16 protein-coding genes are annotated in these 21,386 nt (G+C 74.8%); 3 read left to right on the forward strand and 13 right to left on the reverse strand.

Features of this window, described 5'->3' with window-relative positions; genetic code table 11:
• Positions 1–4 precede the first annotated feature (4 nt).
• The 3 genes from ACUN9U_RS06425 (at position 5) to pgi (ending at position 3,633) form a co-directional block, all read left to right on the forward strand.
• On the forward strand, positions 5–1,096 hold the full coding sequence (locus tag ACUN9U_RS06425; RefSeq protein ID WP_445484096.1) for a glucose-6-phosphate dehydrogenase assembly protein OpcA: 1,092 nt from the start codon (positions 5–7) through the stop codon (positions 1,094–1,096).
• A complete protein-coding gene (pgl, locus tag ACUN9U_RS06430) occupies positions 1,093–1,878 on the forward strand; it encodes a 6-phosphogluconolactonase (protein WP_445484097.1) in 786 nt (261 codons plus the stop codon). The genes ACUN9U_RS06425 and pgl overlap by 4 nt, the downstream gene beginning before the upstream one ends.
• Positions 1,879–1,947: 69 nt before the next feature.
• The gene (gene pgi / locus ACUN9U_RS06435; RefSeq protein ID WP_445484098.1) at positions 1,948–3,633 is read left to right on the forward strand and encodes a glucose-6-phosphate isomerase; all 1,686 of its coding nucleotides are present in this window, start codon (positions 1,948–1,950) and stop codon (positions 3,631–3,633) included.
• Between the two features lie 85 nt (positions 3,634–3,718).
• Here pgi and ACUN9U_RS06440 read toward each other — a convergent pair whose 3' ends face one another.
• The 13 genes from ACUN9U_RS06440 to ACUN9U_RS06500 form a co-directional block, all read right to left on the reverse strand.
• Positions 3,719–4,066: an RNA polymerase-binding protein RbpA gene (locus ACUN9U_RS06440; RefSeq protein WP_445484099.1), complete on the reverse strand. Its 348-nt coding sequence runs from the start codon at positions 4,064–4,066 to the stop codon at positions 3,719–3,721.
• Positions 4,067–4,097: 31 nt separating this feature from the next.
• On the reverse strand, positions 4,098–4,352 hold the full coding sequence (gene secG, locus ACUN9U_RS06445) for a preprotein translocase subunit SecG (RefSeq protein ID WP_445484100.1): 255 nt from the start codon (positions 4,350–4,352) through the stop codon (positions 4,098–4,100).
• A gap of 91 nt (positions 4,353–4,443) precedes the next feature.
• Positions 4,444–5,208 (reverse strand): triose-phosphate isomerase, encoded by a 765-nt coding sequence (tpiA, locus tag ACUN9U_RS06450; RefSeq protein ID WP_445484183.1) that lies wholly within the window; start codon positions 5,206–5,208, stop codon positions 4,444–4,446.
• Positions 5,209–5,383: 175 nt separating this feature from the next.
• Entirely contained in the window at positions 5,384–6,625 is a 1,242-nt protein-coding gene (locus ACUN9U_RS06455) for a phosphoglycerate kinase (protein WP_445484101.1), read from the reverse strand.
• 16 nt (positions 6,626–6,641) lie between these two features.
• Positions 6,642–7,637 carry a type I glyceraldehyde-3-phosphate dehydrogenase gene (gene gap / locus ACUN9U_RS06460; RefSeq protein ID WP_445484102.1) on the reverse strand — a complete coding sequence of 332 codons (996 nt, stop codon included), beginning with the start codon at positions 7,635–7,637 and terminating at the stop codon, positions 6,642–6,644.
• Positions 7,638–7,688: 51 nt separating this feature from the next.
• Positions 7,689–8,669, reverse strand: coding sequence for a DNA-binding protein WhiA (gene whiA, locus ACUN9U_RS06465; RefSeq protein ID WP_445484103.1), 981 nt, complete (start codon positions 8,667–8,669; stop codon positions 7,689–7,691).
• Between the two features lie 99 nt (positions 8,670–8,768).
• Positions 8,769–9,779, reverse strand: coding sequence for a gluconeogenesis factor YvcK family protein (locus ACUN9U_RS06470; RefSeq protein WP_445484104.1), 1,011 nt, complete (start codon positions 9,777–9,779; stop codon positions 8,769–8,771).
• A 7-nt stretch (positions 9,780–9,786) separates the two neighbouring features.
• Positions 9,787–10,734, reverse strand: a complete 948-nt coding sequence (gene rapZ, locus ACUN9U_RS06475; protein WP_445484105.1) for an RNase adapter RapZ — start codon at positions 10,732–10,734, stop codon at positions 9,787–9,789.
• 23 nt (positions 10,735–10,757) lie between these two features.
• Entirely contained in the window at positions 10,758–12,797 is a 2,040-nt protein-coding gene (gene uvrC, locus ACUN9U_RS06480; RefSeq protein WP_445484106.1) for an excinuclease ABC subunit UvrC, read from the reverse strand.
• Positions 12,798–13,352: 555 nt separating this feature from the next.
• Positions 13,353–16,154 carry an MGH1-like glycoside hydrolase domain-containing protein gene (locus tag ACUN9U_RS06485; RefSeq protein ID WP_445484107.1) on the reverse strand — a complete coding sequence of 934 codons (2,802 nt, stop codon included), beginning with the start codon at positions 16,152–16,154 and terminating at the stop codon, positions 13,353–13,355.
• A gap of 58 nt (positions 16,155–16,212) precedes the next feature.
• Positions 16,213–16,770, reverse strand: coding sequence for a Rieske (2Fe-2S) protein (locus ACUN9U_RS06490; protein ID WP_445484108.1), 558 nt, complete (start codon positions 16,768–16,770; stop codon positions 16,213–16,215).
• Positions 16,767–19,721, reverse strand: coding sequence for an excinuclease ABC subunit UvrA (uvrA, locus tag ACUN9U_RS06495; RefSeq protein WP_445484109.1), 2,955 nt, complete (start codon positions 19,719–19,721; stop codon positions 16,767–16,769). The genes ACUN9U_RS06490 and uvrA overlap by 4 nt, the downstream gene beginning before the upstream one ends.
• 98 nt (positions 19,722–19,819) lie before the next feature.
• On the reverse strand, positions 19,820–21,364 hold the full coding sequence (locus tag ACUN9U_RS06500; RefSeq protein WP_445484110.1) for a glucose-6-phosphate dehydrogenase: 1,545 nt from the start codon (positions 21,362–21,364) through the stop codon (positions 19,820–19,822).
• Between the last annotated feature and the right edge of the window lie 22 nt (positions 21,365–21,386).

The following is a 21,386-nucleotide window of genomic DNA, read 5'->3' on the forward strand; positions in this document are numbered from 1 at the left end:
ACCGATGATCGTCGACATGCCGCGCACCTCCACCGCGGCCATCGCCAAGAAGCTCGTGGACCTGCGCGACTCGGGGGGCGCCGTGGCCCTGGGCCGCGTGCTGACCCTCGTGGTGCCCACCGACGACGAGCACGCCGAGACGGCCATCGAGGCCGCCAACGACGCTAGCCGCGAGCACCCCTGCCGCATCGTGGTGCTGGCCGCCGCCGACGAGCGGGGCACGTCCCGCCTGGACGGGCAGATCCGGGTGGGCGGCGACGCCGGGGCCAGCGAGGTCATCGTGCTGCGCAGCTACGGGCCGCTCACCGCCCACGGCGCCTCCACCGTCATCCCCCTGCTGCTGCCCGACGCGCCCGTGGTGGCGTGGTGGCCCGGCGAGGCGCCCGACCACCCGGCCTCCGACCCGATCGGGGCGATGGCCCAGCGGCGCATCACCGACGCCGCCGGGTGCGCCGACCCGGTGGCCACCCTGCACCGGCTGGCGGCCCACCACGTGCCGGGGGACACCGACTTCGCGTGGTCGCGCCTCACCCTGTGGCGGGGCCTGCTGGCCGCGGCCCTGGACCAGGTGCCCGCCGACCTGGTCACCTCCGCCACCGTGACCGGCGCCATCGACAGCCCCAGCACCGAGCTGCTGGCCGCGTGGCTGGCCCTGGCGCTGCGCTGCCCGGTCACCCGGGTCAGCGGGCCCACCGGCGGCGGCATCGTGGGGGTGCGCCTGGAGCGCCCCTCCGGCGTCGTGGAGCTGGCCCGTCCGGACGGCAAGGTGGCCACCCTCACCCAGCCCGGCCAGCCCGAGCGGCGCCTGGCGCTGCCGCGGCGCTCCAACCGGGACTGCCTGGCCGAGGAGCTGCGCCGCCTGGACCCCGACGACGTCTACGGGCGCGTGCTCACCGAGGGCCTGGCCGCGCTGGACGCCGGGTCCGAGGGGCACCTGGAGCTGTCCGAGGCCCGCTCCAGCGGGCGCGGCCCGGACGTGGCCGAGCAGCTGCGCCACGGCGCCGAGCTGGACGCCGCCGCGCACGCCCGCGCCGCGGCCATCGCGGCGGCCGACCCGCCGCCGGAGAAGCCGACCGTCGGAGAGGACGCCTCATGAGCAGCTACGGGTCCCGGTCGGCCGCCGAGGTGGTCGTCCACCCCGACAAGGACTCCCTCGCCGCAGCGGTCGCCGCCCGCCTGCTGGTGCGCGTGCTGGACGCCCAGGTGCGCCGCGGGCGCGCGTCCGTGGTGCTCACCGGCGGCACGGTGGGCACGCAGGTGCTGCGCGAGGTGGCCTCCTCCCCCGCGTCCCGCGCCGTCGACTGGTCGCGGGTGGACCTGTGGTGGGGCGACGAGCGCTTCGTGCCCGCCGACGACGGCGACCGCAACGCCGTGCAGGCGCGCGAGGCCCTGCTGGACGCCCTCGCCCCGCAGGGCCTGCGCCCGGAGGGGGTGCACGTCATGCCCGCCAGCGACGGGCCCGACGGGGACGACGCCGACGCCGCGGCGGCCCGCTACGCCGCCGAGCTGGCCGCGGCCGCGCGCGCCGAGGGCGTCGGCGGGGCGGTGCCGGTGCTGGACGTGCTGCTGCTGGGCGTGGGGCCGGACGGGCACGTCGCCAGCCTGTTCCCCGGCCACCCGTCGCTGGAGCAGGGCCAGGAGGTCGGCCGCGAGGTGGTCGCGGTGCGCGAGGCCCCCAAGCCGCCGCCCACGCGCCTGTCGCTGACCGTCCCGGTCATCGCGTCGGCGGAGGAGGTCTGGCTCGTGGTCGGCGGCGCCGACAAGGCCGACGCCGTCGCCGAGGCCCTCGCGGGCCCCGGCGCGCTGCCCGCGAGCCTGGTCAGCGGCACCGCACGCACCCTGTGGCTGCTCGACCGGGAGGCCGCGGGCCGGCTGTGACGCCGCGCCCGCGGGGGGGGCCGCGGCCTGGGCGCGACGGGGCCACCGGCCTGCCCTAGCGTCTCCTGCGTGAGCACCCCTCCCGTGGACCCGACCACCACGTCCGCGTGGGCCCACCTCGAGGCCCACCACGCCGAGCTGGTCCCGGACCTGCGCGGCTGGTTCTCCGACGACCCCGGGCGCGCCCGCCGGCTCACCCTCGACGTCGCGGACCTCCACGTGGACCTGTCCAAGAACCTCGTCACGGACACCACGCTGTCGCTGCTGGTGGAGCTCGCCGAGCAGGTCCGCGTGCCCGAGCGGCTGCAGGCGATGTTCGCCGGCGAGCGCATCAACGCCACCGAGGACCGCGCCGTCCTGCACACGGCGCTGCGCCGCCCCCCGCACGCGGAGCCGCCGCTGGTGGTCGACGGGCAGGACGTGGACGCCGACGTCCAGGCGGTCCTGTCGAAGGTCTTCGCCTTCGCGGACGCCGTGCGCTCCGGCGCCTGGACGGGCGTCACCGGGCAGCGGATCCGCACCGTCGTCAACATCGGCATCGGCGGGTCCGACCTCGGGCCCGTCATGGCCTACGAGGCGCTGGCGGCCCACCGGCACCCCGACCTGGAGGTGCGGTTCATCTCCAACATCGACCCCACCGACCTCGCCGAGACCGTCGCCGACCTCGACCCGGCCACGACGCTGTTCATCGTCGCGTCCAAGACCTTCGGGACGCTGGAGACGCTGACCAACGCGCGCCTGGCCCGGGCGTGGCTGTGGGAGCGGCTGGCCGCCGCCGGTGCCCTGGAGGACGACGACGACGCGCGCCGCGACGCCGTCGCGAAGCACTTCGTGGCCGTCTCCACCGCGCTGGACAAGGTCGCCGACTTCGGCATCGACCCGGACAACGCGTTCGGCTTCTGGGACTGGGTCGGCGGGCGCTACTCCGTGGACTCGGCCATCGGCACGTCCCTGGCGGTGGCCATCGGCCCGGAGGGGTTCAGGGACTTCCTCGCCGGGTTCCACGCCGTCGACGAGCACGTGCGCACCGAGCCCCTCGCGACGAACGTGCCGGTGCTCCTGGGCCTGCTCAACGTCTGGTACGTCAACTTCGTCGGCGCCCACACGCACGCGGTGCTGCCGTACAGCCAGCACCTGCACCGCTTCCCCGCCTACCTGCAGCAGCTGACGATGGAGTCCAACGGCAAGTCCGTGCGCTGGGACGGCTCACCGGTGACCACCCAGACCGGCGAGGTGTTCTGGGGCGAGCCCGGCACCAACGGCCAGCACGCCTTCTACCAGCTCATCCACCAGGGCACGCGGGTGGTCCCGGCCGACTTCATCGCCTTCGCCGACCCCGCGCACCCGCTGCGGGACGGCGACGTCGACGTCCACGCGCTGTTCATGGCCAACTTCTTCGCCCAGACGAAGGCGCTGGCGTTCGGCAAGACCGCCGAGGAGGTCCGCGCCGAGGGCACCGCGGAGGACGTCGTGCCGGCCCGGGTCTTCAGCGGCAACCGGCCCACCACGTCGATCATGGCGCCGTCGCTGACGCCGTCCGTGCTCGGCCAGCTCATCGCGCTGTACGAGCACGTCACCTTCGTCGAGGGCACCGTGTGGGGCATCGACAGCTTCGACCAGTGGGGGGTGGAGCTGGGCAAGAAGCTCGCCCAGGAGATCGCCCCGGCGCTCACCGGCGACGACGAGGCGCTGCAGGCGCAGGACCCCTCCACGCGGGCGCTCATCGAGCACTACCTGGCGCAGCGGACGGTCTGACCCCCGCACGACGCGCGGAGGGGCTCCCGGGACGGTCCGATCGGACCGTCCCGGGAGCCCCTCCGCGTGGCGGGACCTGTGCCGGTCAGACGCCGCGCTTGGCGCGGTGCTTGGCGAGGGCGGCCTCCAGGATCGCCTCGCCGTCGCTCTCGGAGCGGCGCTCCTTCACGTACGCGAGGTGCGTCTTGTACGGCTCGGTCTTGGGCGGCTGGGGCGGGTTGGCCCGGTCCTGGCCGGCGGGGAGCCCGCAGCGCGGGCAGTCCCAGGTCTCGGGGACCTCCGAGCCGGAGTCGTAGGCGAAGCTCGGCTGCGTCTCGTGCGCGTTGGCGCACCAGTAGGAGACGCGGCGCCGGGGCGCGGCGTCGCCGCGCTCCGCCTCGCCCATCGGACCGGCGCCGACCCGGCTGCCTCGGATCGCGTTGCCACCTGCCACGGTGATCCCTTCGTCTGCAGGAGTGGGGTGCTCAGGAACCGCTGGGGTCGAAGCGCTCGACGAGCCCGAGCGCGACGACGACCGCCGCCCACAGGACGGCGTTGGCCACGGTGATGCGGTTGAGGTTGCGCTCGGCCACGCCGGAGCTGCCGACGCTGGCGGACATGCCGCCGCCGAACATGTCCGACAGCCCGCCGCCCTTGCCCTTGTGCAGGAGGATCAGCAGCGTCAGGAAGAGGCTCGTCAGCGCCAGCATCACCTGGAGCACGATCCGCAGGACTGTCACAGCCGACCAGGGTACTTGCTGGTGGGCGCCGGGGTGACCGCCATCACGCGACCGGCGCGCCGGGCACCGGCCCCGGCCGGGGTGCTGGCGCTCAGGACGCCGCCCCGCCCGTGACGATGCCCGCGAACTCGCCGGCGTCCAGGCTCGCGCCGCCGACCAGGGCGCCGTCGACGTCCTCCCCGGCCATGATGGCGGCGACGTTGGAGGCCTTCACCGAGCCGCCGTACAGGACGCGGACCGCGTCGGCGACCTCGGCGCCGTGCTGCTCGGCCAGGCGCGCGCGCAGGGCGGCGCAGACCTCCTGCGCGTCCTCGGGGGTGGCGACCTTGCCGGTGCCGATGGCCCACACCGGCTCGTAGGCGACGACGACCCTGACCAGGTCCTCGGCGGAGATGCCGGCCAGGGACCCGTCGAGCTGGCCGACGCAGTCGGCGACGTGCTCGCCGGCCTCGCGGACCTCCAGCTGCTCGCCGAGGCAGACGATCGGGGTCATGCCGTGCTCGAGCACCTTGGCGGCCTTGGCGGCCACCAGCGCGTCGTCCTCGCCGTGGAACTGGCGGCGCTCGGAGTGGCCGACCACCACGTACTGCACCCCCAGGCGCGCGAGCATGGAGGCGGCGACCTCGCCGGTGCGGGCGCCGGGCTCGTGCGCGGAGACGTCCTGGGCGCCCAGGCCCAGCTCGAGCTTGTCGCCCTCGATGAGGGTCTGCACCGAGCGCAGGTCGGTGAAGGGCGGGATGACGACGGCCTCGACGGCGGCCGGGTCGTGCTTGGCGTCGCGCAGCGTCCAGGCGAGGCGCTGCACGAGCGCCGTGGCCTGCACGTGGTCGACGTTCATCTTCCAGTTGCCGGCCATGAGCGGGGTGCGGGCCACGGTGTCCTCCAGGGGTCGGTGAGGGCGGGACGGTGCGGGACGGTGCGGGACGGGCTGGGTGCGTGCGGAAGGCTCCCCGCCCGCACGCGTCGGGCGGTGCGGGCGGGGAGCCGGTGCGCCCGGGGGCGCGGGTGGTGCGGGTCGGGAGCGCCGCCCGTCAGGACAGGACGGACAGCCCGGGGAGGGTCTTGCCCTCGAGGTACTCCAGGCTGGCGCCGCCACCGGTGGAGATGTGCCCGAAGTCGTCGTCGGCGAAGCCGAGCGAGCGGACCGCGGCGGCGGAGTCGCCGCCCCCGACCACGGTGAGGCCGCCGGCGCGGGTGACCTCCGCGAGGGCCTTCGCCAGCTCGCGGGTGCCCTCGGCGTACGGCGCCATCTCGAACGCGCCCATCGGCCCGTTCCAGAACACCGTGCGGGTGTCGGCGAGCCTCTCGGCGAAGAGCCTCGCGCTCTCCGGGCCGATGTCCAGGCCCATCCGGTCGGCCGGGATGGCGTCGGCCGGGACGACCTCGTGGTCGGCGTCGGCGGAGAAGGCCGTCGCTGCGACGACGTCGACCGGCAGGACGACCTCCACGCCGCGCTCCGCGGCGGTCGCGAGGTACCCCCTGACGGTCTCGACCTGGTCGGCCTCGAGCAGGGACTTCCCGACCTCGTGGCCCTGGGCCGCGAGGAAGGTGAAGACCATGCCGCCGCCGACGAGGAGCCGGTCGGCGGTGCCGAGGAGGTTCTCGATGACCGCGAGCTTGTCGGAGACCTTCGCGCCGCCCAGCACCACGGCGTAGGGCCGGGCCGGGTCGGTGGTGAGGCGCTGCAGCACCGCGGTCTCGGCCTCGACGAGACCGCCCGCGGCGTGCGGCAGCAGCTGGGCGACGTCGTACACGCTCGCCTGCTTGCGGTGCACCACGCCGAAGCCGTCGGACACGTAGAGACCGGCGGCAGGCCCGTCGGCGCCCCCCACGAGCGCGGCGAGCTCGCGGGCGAAGGCGGCGCGCTCGGCGTCGTCCTTGCTCGTCTCGCCGGCGTTGAAGCGGAGGTTCTCCACGAGCAGCAGCTCGCCGTCGCCGAGGGCGTCGGCGGCCTCCTGCGCCTCGCCGCCGACCGTCACGCCCGCGAAGCGGACCGTGGTGGACGGCAGCAGCTCGCGCACCCGCTCGGCCACGGGGGCCAGGGAGTACTTCGCCTCCGGGGCGCCCTTCGGGCGGCCGAGGTGGGCGACGACGACGACGCGGGCGCCCGCGTCGAGCAGGCGCTGCCACGTGGGCACGGAGGCGCGGACGCGCCCGTCGTCGGTGATGGTGGTGCCGTCGAGCGGCACGTTGAGGTCGGAGCGGACCAGCACCCGGCGGCCGCGCAGGTCACCCTGCGCGGCCACCAGGTCGTCGAGCGAGGTGAGCGCCATGCTCTCTCGGCGGGGCTCAGGCCCCGACGAGCTTCACCAGGTCGACGAGGCGGTTGGAGTAGCCCCACTCGTTGTCGTACCAGCCGACGACCTTGACCTGGTCCCCGATGACCTTCGTCAGGCCGGAGTCGAAGATGCAGGAGGAGGGGTCGGTGACGATGTCGGAGGACACGATCGGGTCGGTCGTGTACTTGAGGTAGCCCTTCATGGCGCCCTCGGCGGCGGCCTTCACCGCGGCGTTGACCTCCTCCACGGAGGTCTCGCGGCCGACGGTGACGGTGAGGTCGGTGGCCGAGCCGGTCGGGACCGGCACGCGCAGGGCGTAGCCGTCGAGCTTGCCCTTGAGCTGCGGGAGGACCAGGCCGATCGCCTTCGCCGCACCGGTGGAGGTGGGGACGATGTTGATGGCGGCGGCGCGGGCGCGGCGCAGGTCGGAGTGCGGGCCGTCCTGCAGGTTCTGGTCCTGCGTGTAGGCGTGCACCGTGGTCATGAGGCCGCGCACGATGCCGAACTCGTCGTCGATGGCCTTGGCCATGGGGGCGAGGCAGTTGGTGGTGCAGGAGGCGTTGGAGATGATCTGGTGGGCGGCGGCGTCGTAGTCGCCGTCGTTCACGCCCATGACGACCGTGATGTCCTCGTTCTTCGCCGGGGCGGAGATGATGACCTTCTTGGCGCCGCCGTCGATGTGCGCCCTGGCCTTGGTCGCGTCGGTGAAGATGCCCGTGGACTCCACGACGACGTCCGCGCCGAGGTCGCCCCAGGGCAGCTCCGCGGGGTTGCGCACCGCGAGCGCCTTGAAGCTCTTGCCGCCCACGGCGATCTCGTCGCCGGAGGTGGTCACGCCCTCGAGGCGGCCGAGCACCGAGTCGTAGGCGAGCAGGTGCGCGAGGGTCGCGTTGTCGGTGAGGTCGTTGACGCCGACGACCTCGACGTCAGCGCCCGACGCCTGGACGGCGCGGAAGAAGTTGCGGCCGATGCGGCCGAAGCCGTTGATGCCCACGCGGATGGTCACAGAGCGCCTCCTGGTAGGAGTGGCAGGGGTCGCCCCCGACCCTAGGGCACCTCAGGCGTCGAGCATGTCCGGGGTCAGGTTGGCCTCGGTGCCCGGGACGCCCAGCTCGGCGGCCCTGCGGTCGGCCATCGCCAGCAGCCGGCGGATCCGCCCGGCCACGGCGTCCTTGCTCATCGGCGGGTCGGCGAGCGCTCCCAGCTCCTCCAGGGAGGCCTGCTTGTGCGCCAGGCGCAGCGCGCCGGCGGTGCGCAGGTGCTCGGGCACCTCCTCGCCGAGGATCTCCAGCGCGCGCTCCACGCGGGAGCCGGCGGCCACCGCCGCCCGCGCCGACCGGCGCAGGTTGGCGTCGTCGAAGTTGGCCAGGCGGTTGGCGGTGGCGCGCACCTCGCGCCTCATCCGCCTCTCCTCCCACACCAGCTTCGCGCCGTGGGCGCCCAGGTGGGTGAGCAGGTCACCGATGGCCTCGCCGTCGCGGACCACCACGCGGTCGGTGCCGCGCACGTCGCGGGCCTTGGCCTGCACGTCCAGGCGGCGGGCGGCGCCCACCAGCGCCAGGGCGGCCTCGGGGCCGGGGCAGGTGATCTCCATCGCGGAGGAGCGGCCCGGCTCGGTGAGGGAGCCGTGGGCGAGGAAGGCGCCGCGCCAGGCGGCCTCGGCGTCGCAGACGGCGCCGGCCACCACCTGGGGCGGCAGGCCGCGCACGGGGCGGCCGCGCTGGTCGAGCAGGCCCGTCTGGTGGGCCAGCGACTCGGCGTTGTGGACCACCCGGACGACGTAGCGGGACCCGCGCCGCAGCCCGCCGCCGGCCACGACCAGCACCTCGCTGGCGGCGCGGTAGACGTCGGCGAGGTCGCGGCGCAGCCGGCGCGCCGCGGCGCCGGTGTCCAGCTCGGCCTCCACCACCACGCGCCCGGCGATGATGTGCAGCCCTCCCGCGAAGCGCAGCAGGGCGGAGACCTCCGCCTTGCGGCAGCAGGAGCGCTGCACCGGAAGACGGCTCAGCTCGTCCTTCACCTGTGCCGTCAGTGCCATGCCGTCTCCATGCGCTTCATGGTGCCACCGCGACACGCCCGGGGGGACGACTCGCCGAATTCCACCGTTGTGACTAGGTCGGGGTGACCAGTCAGGCCCTCAGGCGACGTCGCCCCAGGAGCCCTCCAGCACGTCGCGCATCGCGGCGGCCAGGCGCAGCGGGTCGTGCTCGGCCGTGCGCCCGCGCCGCACCTGGCGCAGCACCAGGCGAGCCCCGGCGTCCTCCGCGGCGGCCGCCAGCTCCTCCACGTCCTCCACGGCGCTGGGGTCGGCCAGCACCACGTCGAAGCGCAGCCCGCGCGCGTGGGCGGTCAGCGCCCGCACGTGGGCGGCGGGGCTCAGCCCGCTGGTCTCCCCGCGCTCGCTGACGAGGTTGAGCACCAGGCAGCGCCGCGCGCGGGTCTCGCGCAGGGCCGCGGCCAGGTCGGGCACCAGCAGGTGGGGCATGACGCTGGTGAACCAGCTGCCGGGCCCCAGCACCACCCAGTCGGCGGCGCGCACGGCCTGGACCACCTCCGGGCGCGCCGGCGGGTCGACGGGCACCAGGCGCACCTCCTCCACCGTGCCGCGCGTCGTGGCCACCGCCTTCTGCCCGCGCACCACCTCCAGGCGCCCGGGCGCCGACCGGGTGGCGCGCACCCTGACGTCGGCCTCGATCGAGAGCGGCACCGACGACATCGGCAGGACCCGGCCGCGGGCCCCGAGCAGGCGCCCCACGAGGTCGAGGCCCTCGACGGTGTCGCCCAGGCGCTGCCACAGCGCGGCGATGAGGAGGTTGCCGACGGCGTGGCCGGCCAGCGGGCCGTCGCCGGTGAAGCGGTGCTGCAGCACGTCGCGCCAGGTGCGGCCCCACTCGGTGTCGTCGCACAGCGCCGCCAGCGCCATGCGCAGGTCGCCGGGCGGCAGGGTCCCCAGCTCGGCGCGCAGGCGGCCGCTGGACCCGCCGTCGTCGGCGACGGTGACGACCGCGGTGATCCTGTCGGACAGGTGCCGCAGCGCCTGCAGCGACGCCGCGAGCCCGTGGCCCCCGCCGCAGGCGACCACCGCCGGGCCCGTCCCGGGCCCCGGGCCGCCCGCCAGCCCGCCGCCGGGGACGGCGCCCGGCCTCACGCGCGCCTCACTCGCGGCCCAGGTCGCGGTGGGCGACCCGCAGGACGGGGCCGGGGTGCTCGCCGTCGGCGCGCTCGTCGGCCAGCGCCTGCAGGCGCGCCGTCAGCGCCTCGGTCATGGCCACCGACCGGTGCTTGCCGCCGGTGCAGCCGATGGCCACGGTCGCGTAGCGGCGGTGCTCGCGCTGGTAGCCGGCGATCACCGGCTGCAGCGCCGCGGCGTACCTGTCGAGGAACTCCTCGGCGCCGTCCTGCCCGAGCACGTAGCTGCTGACCGGGTCGTCGCGGCCGGTCAGCGGCCGCAGCTCGGGCACCCAGTGCGGGTTGGGCAGGAACCTCACGTCGACGACGTGGTCGGCGTCGGTGGGCAGCCCGTACTTGAAGCCGAAGGAGAGCAGCGTCAGGCGCAGCCGGGTGGCCTCGGCCTCCCCGAAGGCGCGGGTCACCGAGGCGGCGAGCTGGTGGACGTTGAGGTCGGAGGTGTCGATGACGACGTCGGCGGCGGCGCGCAGGTCGCGCAGCAGCTCCCGCTCGGTCTCGATGCCGTCCAGGATGCGCCCCTCCTCCTGCAGCGGGTGGGGGCGGCGCACGGACTCGAAGCGGCGGACCAGGACGGCGTCGCTGGCCTCCAGGAACAGGATGCTGCGGCGCACCCGCACCTCGGCGAGGGCGGCGGCGAGGTCGGCGGAGAAGCCGCGCCCCCGCACGTCGAGCACCACCGCCACCTTGGGCACCGCGCCGGAGGCCTGCGCCGCGAGCTGGGCCAGCGGGCCCAGCATCTGCGGCGGCAGGTTGTCGACCACGTACCAGCCGAGGTCCTCCAGGACGTGGGCCGTGGTCGACCTGCCGGCGCCGGACAGGCCGGTGATGACCAGCAGGTCGTGCTCGGGCTGGGAGGGCTCGGTCGCAGGGGGCTCGGCCTGGGGGTGCTCGGGCTGCTCGGGCGGCGCGCTCACCGGGCCATCCTGGCCCATCGCGGTCAGTCGACGAGCTCCCCGGTGGCCGTGTCGAGGGCCGGGGCCGGCGCGTCGCCCGCGAGCGCGGCGACCACGGCGGCGGCGGTGGCCGGGCCCATCCCCGGCACCGCGGCGACCTCCTCCGCGGTGGCAGCGCGCAGCGCCTTCAGCGAGCCGAACCTCGTCATGAGGGCCTGCCGGCGGGCCGGGCCGAGGCCGGGGACGCCGTCCAGGGCGCTGGTGGTCATCGCCTTGCTGCGCTTGGAGCGGTGGTAGCTGATCGCGAAGCGGTGGGCCTCGTCGCGCAGGCGCTGCAGCAGGTAGAGGCCCTCGCTCGTGCGCGGCAGGACCACCGGGTGGTCCTCCCCGGGCAGCCACACCTCCTCCAGGCGCTTGGCCAGGCCGCACAGGGCGACGTCGGTGACGCCGAGCTCCGCGAGCGCGGCGGCTGCGGCCTCCACCTGCGGCTGGCCTCCGTCGACGACGACCAGCTGCGGGGCGTAGGCGAAGCGGCGCGCGCGCCCGGTGGCGGGGTCGATGCCGGGCTGCACCTCCCCGCTCACCGGCCCGCTGGCCGGCGCGACCTGGTCGTCGAGCTCGCCGTCGCGGGCGGCGTCGGCCACGTGGCGGCGGAAGCGCCGCGTGAGCACCTCGTTCATCGAGGCGAGGTCGTCGGTGCGCCCGTCGGGGCCCTCGCCGCGCACGGCGAAGCGGCGGTACTCGCTCTTGCGGGGCAGGCCGTCCTCGAACACGACCATGGAGGCGACCACCTCGCTGCCCTGCAGGTGGGACACGTCGTAGCACTCGATGCGCAGCGGCGCCTCGTCCAGGCCGAGGGCCTCCTGCAGCTCCTGCAGCGCCAGGGAGCGGGTGGTGAGGTCGCCGCCGCGGCGGGTCTTGTGCAGGTTCAGCGCGCCGGTGGCGTTGCGCTCGACGGTCTCCAGCAGCGCGCGCTTGTCACCGCGCTGCGGCACCCGGACCTCCACCCGCGAGCCCCGCAGCCGCGTCAGCCAGGCGGCGGTCTGCTCGGGGTCAGTGGGCTCCACCGGCACGAGCACCTCGCGCGGGGGCTGCTCGCCGGCCTCGGCGGCGCGGGCGCTGCCGTCGTCGTCGTCGTCCAGCTCGGCCGACCCGCCGTAGACCTGCTGCAGCAGGTGCTGGACGAGGTCGGCGGTGGTGAGGTCCTCGACCTTCTCCACCACCCAGCCGCGCTGGCCGCGCACGCGGCCGCCGCGGACGTGGAAGACCTGCACGGCCGCCTCGAGCTCGTCCTCGGCGAGGGCGAAGACGTCGGCGTCGGTGGCGTCGGGCAGCACCACGGCGCTCTTCTCGAGGGCCTTGCGCAGCGCGCCGGCGTCGTCGCGGAGCCGCGCCGCCCGCTCGAAGTCCATCTCGGCGGCGGCCTCGCGCATCTGCGCCTCGACCCGACGCACGTACTTGGCGGTGGCCCCGCCCATGAAGTCGGCGAACTCCTGGGCCAGCGCCCGGTGGTCCTCCGGGGAGATCTTGCCGACGCAGGGCGCGGAGCACTTGTCGATGTACCCGAGCAGGCAGGGGCGGCCCACCTGCCCGGCGCGCTTGAACACGCCCGCCGAGCAGGTGCGCACGGGGAAGACGCGCAGCAGCAGGTCGACCGTCTCGCGGATGGCCCAGGCGTGGGCGTAGGGCCCGAAGTAGCGGGTGCCCTTGCGCTTGGCGCCGCGCAGCACCTGCACCCGCGGGAACTCCTCGCCCATGGTCACCGCGAGGTAGGGGTAGGACTTGTCGTCGCGGTACTTGACGTTGAAGCGGGGGTCGAACTCCTTGATCCAGGAGTACTCCAGCTGGAGGGCCTCGACCTCGGTGCCCACCACGGTCCACTCCACGCTGGCCGCGGTGGTGACCATCGTGGCGGTGCGGGGGTGCAGCGCGTGCAGCGGCTGGAAGTAGTTGGCCAGCCGCTGCCGCAGGCTCTTCGCCTTGCCGACGTACACCACGCGCCCCTGCGGGTCGCGGAACCTGTAGACGCCCGGGGAGTCGGGCACCTCCCCCGGCTTCGGGCGGTAGGAGGCGGGGTTCGTCACCCGTCCAGCGTAAGCACGGCGTCCGACGGGGCGGACGCCGTGCTCGCCGCCTCAGCCGGGCAGCACCTGCCTCCAGGCCCTCGCCTGCGCGCGGCCCTCGGCGACGTCGACTAGTCCCGACAGGCCGTGCCCCGTCTGCGCGACGAGCACCCCGTCGAGCCGGGTGACGCCCCCGGTCGGGCCCCGGCGCCCCGTTGGGCCGCACGAAGGTGACCTTGTAGCGGGTACCGCCGACGGTGGCCCTGAAGCCGCCGCCGAACCACCACCACGGCCACTGCACGTCGGTGAGCTCCCCGAGGCCGACGTCGAAGGCGGGCCCGTCGGCGTGCTCGGCGACCAGCAGCAGCCGGCCGCCAGCGGCCACCAGCCAGCCGGGGTCGTTGCCGATGCCGCGCAGCACCCACACGGGGCTGACCAGGGGCTCGGTGGTGACCAGGGGCTCGGTGGTGGCCGGGGTCGAGGAGGAGGCGTCGCTGTGCTGGGTGCTCATGCCGGCGAGGGTGCCGCCGCCCGCTTGCGGGCGGCTTGCAGCCGGCTCGCACCCCGGGGGGCGCCTCAGCCCATCCGGCGCGGGTCGGCGGGCAGCCGGGGGTTGAGCAGGTGCGCCACCAGCGCCGTCCACCCGGTCTGGTGGGTGGCCCCCAGCCCCTCGCCGGTGTCGCCGTCGAAGAACTCGCTGAAGGTCACCTGCTCGCGCCACAGCGGGGAGCCGCTGGCCTCCACGCGGTCGCCGTCGGCGGGGCGGCGCCCGCCGCGCGCCGGGTCGGGCCGGAACAGGGCGGTGAGCCCGCCGTCGACGAGGTCGGCGGCCTGGTCGAGGGTGACCACGTTGCCGGAGCCGGTGGGCACCTCGATGGTGAAGCTGTCGCCGTAGTGGCGGCCCATGGTCCGCAGCTTGTCGGCCAGCAGCACGTTGACGGGGAACCAGATCGGCCCGCGCCAGTTGGAGTTGCCGCCGAACAGGCCCGTGCGGCTCTCCCCCGGCTCGTACTCCAGGGAGACGTCCCGGCCGCCGACGGTGGCGTACACCTGCCCGGTGGAGCGCGAGAGGGACCGCACGCCGTAGGGGCTCCAGAACTCCTCGCGGTCGAACATCCGCTCCAGGATCCGGCGCAGCCGCTCCGGGCCGACCAGGGAGAGCAGCATCCGGCGCCCGTCGGGCCCTGACCGCGAGCGCAGCGGCCCCATGACCTCCGGGCGGCGCCGCTGCAGCCACCGCAGCCGGGTGGTGACGTCGGGGCACTCGGTGGAGATCCACGAGGGCACCTCGGTGGCGCCCAGGATCGGCAGCAGGCCCACCATCGAGCGCACCCGCATGGGCTCGGCGTGGCCGGAGGGGTCGACCAGGACGTCGTAGAAGAAGCCGTCGTCGTCGTCCCACAGCTTGGCGCCGCGGGTGCCGAAGCTGTTCATCGCCTGGGCGATGGACAGGAAGTGCTCCAGGAACTTGGTGGCGGTGTCGTCCCAGGCCCTGTCGTGCCGGCTCAGCTCGAGAGCGATCTTGAACATCTGCTGGCAGTAGAACGCCATCCAGCTGGTGGCGTCGGACTGCTCCAGCCGGTAGCCGGGCGGCAGCGGGGCGGACCTGTCGAACAGGGCGATGTTGTCCATCCCCAGGAAGCCGCCCTCGAAGAGGTTGGAGCCCGAGGCGTCCTTGCGGTTCACCCACCAGGAGAAGTTGAGCAGCAGCTTGGTGAAGACGCGGATGAGGAAGTCGCGGTCGCGGTAGCCGTCGATCCGGTACACGTGCCAGGCCGCCCAGGCGTGCACGGGCGGGTTGACGTCGCCGAACTCCCACTCGTAGGCGGGCAGCTGGCCGTTGGGGTGCATCGCCCACTCCCGGCACATGAGCACCAGCTGCTCCTTGGCGAAGTCGGGGTCGACGTGCGCCAGGGGGACGGTGTGGAAGGCGGTGTCCCAGGCCGCGAACCAGGGGTACTCCCACTCGTCGGGCATGGAGATGACGTCGGCCAGGGCCACGTGGCGCCAGGTGGTGTTGCGCCGGCCGGCGTCCTCGCGCTGCTCCGGCGCCGGGGAGACGGGGTCGCCGTCCAGCCACTGGGCCACGTCGAAGCGGTACAGCTGCTTGGTCCACAGCAGCCCGGCGTAGGCGCGGCGCGCGACGTGGCGGTCCTCGGCGGGCAGGGACGCGTCGATGACGGTGGCGTAGAACTCGTCGGCCTCGGCGCGGCGCGCGGCGACGACGTCGTCGAAGCCCGGCCCGAAGGTGGCGGTGGTGGGGTCCGACGGGCTCAGGCGCAGCCGGACGCTGACCGTCTGCCCGGGCGCCACGGCCTCCCAGCGGTACCAGAACGCGGCCTTGGTGCCGGTGCCGGCGGGGTTGACCCCGCTGGTGTCGCCCTGCACGACGGCCCTGTCGACGCCGTCCTTGGGGAAGCGGGGGCTGCTGGCGCGCTTGTCCCCGAAGAGCAGGGCCGCGTTGGTCTCGTTGTCGCAGAAGAGCACCTGCGGGGAGCCCTCGGCGGCCAGCACGTAGCGGCCCAGGTAGCCGTGCTCGGCCTCGACGGCTTCCAGGCCCGGCACCGTCAGCGTGGGCGCGAGCACCTGGCTGAGCACGCCGCGGCGCAGGTCGCGGCCCCAGGACCAGGTGTTGCGGAACCACAGCTGCGGCAGCAGGTGCAGCGGGGCGGCCTCCGGTCCGTGGTTGGTGGCCTCCACGACCACGCACACGTCGTCGGGCGCGGACTTGGCGTAGGTGACCTGGACGTCGAAGAAGCGGTCCTCCTCCAGCACGCCGGTGTCGGCCAGCTCGAACTCGCGCTCGTCGCGGCTGCGGCGGGCGTTCTCCTCCCGCAGCCGGGCGTAGGGGAACTCCGCCTGCGGGTAGCGGTAGAGCCACTGCGCCCAGGAGTGGGTGGGGGTGCCGTCCACAGCCCACCAGTGCTCCTTGGCGTCCTCGCCGTGGTTGCCCTCCTCGTTGGTCAGCCCGAAGAGCCGCTCCTTGAGGAAGGGGTCCTTCCCGTTCCACAGCGCCACCGCGAGGTTGAGGAAGCCGAACCTGTCGCAGAAGCCGCCCAGGCCGTCCTCGCCCCAGCGGTAGGCGCGCGAGCGGGCGTGGTCGAAGGGGAAGGAGCGCCAGGCGTCGCCGTCGGCGGAGTAGTCCTCGCGCACGGTGCCCCACTGGCGCCCGGCCAGGTAGGGGCCCCACAGCCGCCACGGCCCCGCCGCGCCGGTGCACTCGCCGAGGCGGGCGTGCTCGGCGGTCTGCGGGGGCTCGGCGGGCTCCGCGTGGTGACCGACGGGGGCCGCTGTCGCGTCGGGGCCGGACGGGCTGGGGGTGCTGGAGGCGTCGCGAGGAGCGCCGGCGGCGGGGCCGCCGGAGGGAGCGGGGGGCACGGCGACACCCTGCCACCTGACCGGCGGCCGTGCGCCCGGCGGCCCGCACCCGCCGCGCTCAGCTGACGAGCAGCTGGTCGCCCTCCTGCGTGACGGTCTTGGAGGGCAGCGGGGAGGTGGCCGGGCCCTGCAGCACCGCGCCGCCGTCACCGGCGTCGAAGACGCTGCCGTGCAGCGGGCAGCGGACCTCCAGCCCCTGGTCGGCCTGGACGATGCCGCCGGCGTGCGTGCACACGGCCGAGTACGCGACGTACTGACCCGCGGTGGGCTGGGCCAGCACCACCTCCTCGCCCCCCACCTCGACGACGACGGCCGTGCCCTCGGGCACGTCGGACGCGGGGACGCCGGCGCCCGAGCCGCTGCCACCGGCGGCGCTGGAGCTGTCGGAGCCGGACGCCGAGCCGTCACCCCCGGCGGAGGAGGCGGCAGGCTCGCCCGTGCCGCCGCAGGCGGCGAGCAGGCCCGCGGCGCCGAGCACGGCGCCACCGGCACCGGCTCGGGCGAGCAGGGCGCGGCGCGAGCACGGCAGCATCCGCGCGGCAGGTGCTGCGGCGTCCGCGGCGGTGCGGACGGTCATGGCGGGGCGGGACTCGGCTGTCTGCGGTTCCGTCGTCATGACGCGAGGCTAGGTGCTGCGGCTGCGTCCCGGCTGAGATCGAGGTGCGCGTCACGCTGCCGCGAGGCCTCGAGCACGGGGCCGAGGAAGCGGCCGGTGTGGCTGCCGGTCCGCTCGTGGGTCCTGGCGAGGTGCTCGGGGGTGCCCGCGGCGATGAGCTTCCCGCCGCCGGACCCGCCCTCAGGACCCATGTCGAGCACCCAGTCTGCGCTCTTGATGACGTCGAGGTTGTGCTCGATGACCACCACGGTGTTGCCCTTGTCGGCCAGGCCCTGCAGCACCTCGAGGAGCTTGCGGACGTCCTCGAAGTGCAGACCCGTCGTGGGCTCGTCGAGGACGTACACGGTGCGGCCGGTGGAGCGGCGCTGGAGCTCGCTGGCCAGCTTCACGCGCTGCGCCTCGCCGCCGGACAGCGTGGGCGCCGGCTGGCCCAGGCGCACGTACCCCAGGCCGACGTCGACCAGGGTGCGCAGGTAGCGCGAGATCCGCGGCACCGCGGCGAAGAACTCCGCGGCCTCCTCGATCGGCATGTCGAGGACGTCGGCCACGGTCTTGCCCTTGAAGTGCACCTCGAGGGTCTCGCGGTTGTAGCGCGCGCCGTGGCAGACCTCGCACGGCACGTACACGTCCGGGAGGAAGTTCATCTCGATCTTGATGGTGCCGTCGCCGCTGCAGTGCTCGCAGCGGCCGCCCTTGACGTTGAAGGAGAACCGGCCCGCCTGGTAGCCGCGCACCTTGGCCTCGGTGGTCTCGGCGAACAGCGAGCGGACCACGTCCCACACCCCGGTGTAGGTGGCCGGGTTGGACCGCGGGGTGCGCCCGATGGGGCTCTGGTCGACGTGGACCACCTTGTCGAGCTGGTCGACGCCCTCCACGCGGGTGTGCCGCCCGGGCACCTGGCGGGCGCCGTTGAGCCGGTTGGCCAGCACCTTGTAGAGGATGTCGTTGACCAGGCTCGACTTGCCCGACCCGGACACCCCGGTGACCGCGGTGAGCACCCCCAGCGGCAGCTCCACGTCGATGCCGCGCAGGTTGTTCTCGCGCGCCCCGACCACCTTCACCACGCGGCCGGGGTCGACGGCGCGGCGCTCGGCCGGCACCGGCACGGCGCGCCGGCCGGCCAGGTAGTCGCCGGTCATGGAGCCGGTGTTGGCCAGCAGCTCGGCCACGGTGCCGGAGTGCACCACCTGGCCGCCGTGCTCGCCGGCGCCCGGGCCGATGTCGACCACCCAGTCGGCCACGTGGATGGTGTCCTCGTCGTGCTCGACCACGATGAGGGTGTTGCCCAGGTCGCGCAGCCGCGTCAGGGTCTCGATGAGGCGGCGGTTGTCGCGCTGGTGCAGGCCGATGCTCGGCTCGTCGAGCACGTACAGCACGCCGACCAGGCCCGAGCCGATCTGCGTGGCCAGCCGGATGCGCTGCGCCTCCCCGCCGGACAGCGTGCCGGAGGCGCGGTCGAGGGAGAGGTAGGTCAGGCCGACGTCGACGAGGAACTGGACCCGCGCGAGGACCTCCTTGAGGACGGCGGCGGCGATCTGCGCCTCGCGGGCCGTCAGCTCCAGGGTGTCCAGCCACGCCCGCAGCTCCGCCACCGGCAGCGCGCAGGCCTGGGCGATGGACTTGCCGCCCACGGTGACCGCGAGGACCTCCGGGCGCAGGCGCGCGCCGCCGCACACGCGGCAGGGCACCTCGCGCATGTAGCCCTCGAGGCGCTCGCGAGAGCTGTCGGACTCGGTCTCGGAGTGGCGGCGCTTGATGAAGGGGAGCACGCCCTCGAAGCCGGTGGTGTAGGAGCGCTCGCGCCCCCAGCGGTTCTTGTAGGTGACGTGCACCTCGTAGCCCTCGCCGTGCAGCAGCGCCTGCGTGGCCCGCTCGGGCAGCGCCCGCCAGGGCACGTCGACCGAGAAGCCGAGCTGCTTGGCCAGCCCGCCGATGAGCCGCTGGTGGTACTCGCTGCTGCCGGCGCCGTTCCACGGGGCGATGGCGCCCTCGGCCAGGCTCTGGTCGGGGTCGGGGACGACGAGCTCGGGGTCGACCTCCAGGCGGGTGCCGATGCCGGAGCACTCCGGGCAGGCGCCGTAGGGGGCGTTGAAGGAGAAGGTGCGCGGCTCGACCTCCTCCAGCGCGAGGGGGTGGTCGTTGGGGCAGGCCAGCTTCTCCGAGAAGCGCATGACCGTCGGCCCGTCCGGCGCGGGGGCGCTGGCCTCCTCCCCCGCGGGCGGCGTGCGCTCCACGAGCTCGACGAGGAGCACGCCGTCGGCCAGGCCGAGGGCGGTCTCCACGGAGTCGGTGAGGCGCCGCTGCACGCCGTCGCGCATGACGAGGCGGTCGACCACCACCTCGATGGTGTGCTTCTTGCGCTTGTCCAGCGCGGGGCGCGACGCGGCGTCGGACAGCTGCAGCGTCTCGCCGTCCACCCGGACGCGGGCGTAGCCCTTGGCCTGCAGCTCGGTGAAGAGGTCGACGAACTCGCCCTTGCGGCCGCGCACCACCGGCGCCAGCACCTGGAAGCGCGTGGTCTCCGGCAGCTCCAGCAGCCGGTCGACGATCTGCTGCGGGGTCTGGCGTGCCACCGGCTCCCCGCAGGTCGGGCAGTGGGCGCGGCCGGCCCGGGCCCACAGCAGGCGCAGGTAGTCGTAGATCTCGGTGATCGTGCCCACGGTGGACCGCGGGTTCCTGCTGGTCGACTTCTGGTCGATCGAGACCGCCGGGGACAGGCCCTCGATGAAGTCGACGTCGGGCTTGTCCATCTGGCCCAGGAACTGGCGGGCGTAGGCGGACAGCGACTCGACGTAGCGGCGCTGGCCCTCGGCGAAGATCGTGTCGAACGCGAGGCTCGACTTGCCCGACCCCGACAGGCCGGTGAAGACGATCATCTTGTCGCGGGGGAGGTCCAGGGAGACGTCCTTGAGGTTGTGCTCACGGGCGCCTTGCACGACGAGTCGATCCACGGGTGTCAACTGTAGGTCGCGCCACCGACAGCGCGACCGAGCGCGCGACGCCGCGCGAGGACGGTCACACCGAGGGTCACCGGGAGGCCCCGGCGGCCTCAGACCGCCGGGAACGCCTCGGTGGGCCCCGGGCCGTCGCTGCCGGCCGGGTAGGTCTCCAGCGGCACCTCGTCGGCCTCCCAGGCGGCGATGACGGGCGCGAGGATGCGCCAGCAGTCCTCGGCGGTGTCACCGCGCACCGACAGCAGCGGGTCGCCGTCGAGCACCCCGGCGAGCACCTCGCCGTAGGCGGGCAGCTGGGAGTCGCCCAGCCGCGCCGTCAGGGTGGCCGGCTCCAGGTCGAAGGGGTCGCCCTCGGCGTTCACGACCAGGTCGAGGTCGACCGCTCCGGGCTTGAAGGACAGCCTCAGGCGGGTCGGCCGGGCCTCCCCGTGCAGGCCCGCCATGAGGTGCGGCACGGGCTTGTAGGTGATGACCGCCTCCTTGCGCGCCCTGCCGAGGCCCTTGCCCGAGCGCAGGCGGAACGGCACGCCGGCCCAGCGCCAGGTGTCGACGTGCAGGACCACCTCGGCGAGGGTCTCGGTGTGGCGGGAGGGGTCCACGCCCTCCTCGGCGGTGTAGTCGGGCAGGTCGCGCTCGCCCATCCGGCCGGCGGTGTACACCGCGCGCCGGCTGGCCTGCGCGGGCGTCCCGGCCAGCCGGGTGGCGCGCAGCACCTGCGCCTTGCGGTCGCGGAACTCGCGCTCGTCCAGGGCGGCGGGGGCGTCCATGGCGAGCACGGCCAGGACCTGCAGCAGGTGGCTCTGGATCATGTCCTTCAGCGCGCCGGCCCGGTCGTAGTAGCGCGCCCGGCCCTCCAGGGCGAGGTCCTCGTCGTAGAAGACGTCGACCCGCTCGACGTGGCCGGCGTTCCAGGTCGGCTCGAAGAGGCGGTTGGCGAAGCGCACGCCGAAGACGTTGAGCACCGTGGACGTGCCCAGGAAGTGGTCGACCCGGTGGACGTGCTCCTCGGGCACGAGGCGGGCGACGACCTCGTTGAGGCGGTGCGCCGAGGCCTCGTCGGAGCCGAAGGGCTTCTCCAGCACCAGGCGGGTGCTGGGCGGGAGGTCCTTCCCCACGAGGTTCTCGCAGGCCTGCGCCGTGATGGCCGGCGGCAGCGCGAAGTACACCGCGACGGGGGCCGCGCAGGAGTGCAGCAGGGCGGTCAGGGCGTCCGGGTCGGTGACGTCGACCTGCTGGTAGCGGCTGGCGTCGCGCACGGCGCACGCGGCCTCCCACCCGCCGGGCCGGTCGGCGTCCTCGTGGCCCTCGGCGTCGGCGAAGGCCCGGGTGACCACCTGGCGCCACCGCGCGTCGTCCCAGTCCTCCGAGCCGGCGCCGACCAGCTGCAGCGACGCGCCGTGGCCGTGGCCGGGGTCCTCGCTGCGGTCGGAGACGAGCAGGCGCGCCAGGCCGGGCAGCAGCAGCCGCGAGGCGAGGTCGCCGCTGGCGCCGAGCACGAGCAGGGTGGCGACCGGGTCGCCCCCGGAGTGCCCCCGCTCCCCCGAGGCGCCGTGGCCGCCGGTGCCGGGCTGCTCCGGGCCGCTGCGCCCGCCGCGCCCGCCCTCGGTGCCGCCGGTCGCCTGCTGGTCGTGCTCGCTCACGCGCCCACCCTGCCGAAGATCG

The organism is Quadrisphaera sp. KR29, assembly GCF_052644995.1.

Bases quoted from the DNA above. Each gene is read 5' to 3' on its own strand.
- ACUN9U_RS06425 (WP_445484096.1), top strand. From the start codon at position 5: ATGATCGTCGACATGCCGCGCACCTCCACCGCGGCCATCGCCAAGAAG.
- pgl (WP_445484097.1), top strand. From the start codon at position 1,093: ATGAGCAGCTACGGGTCCCGGTCGGCCGCCGAGGTGGTCGTCCACCCC.
- tpiA (WP_445484183.1), bottom strand. From the start codon at position 5,208: ATGGCCGGCAACTGGAAGATGAACGTCGACCACGTGCAGGCCACGGCG.
- ACUN9U_RS06455 (WP_445484101.1), bottom strand. From the start codon at position 6,625: ATGGCGCTCACCTCGCTCGACGACCTGGTGGCCGCGCAGGGTGACCTG.
- whiA (WP_445484103.1), bottom strand. From the start codon at position 8,669: ATGGCACTGACGGCACAGGTGAAGGACGAGCTGAGCCGTCTTCCGGTG.
- ACUN9U_RS06490 (WP_445484108.1), bottom strand. From the start codon at position 16,770: ATGACGACGGAACCGCAGACAGCCGAGTCCCGCCCCGCCATGACCGTC.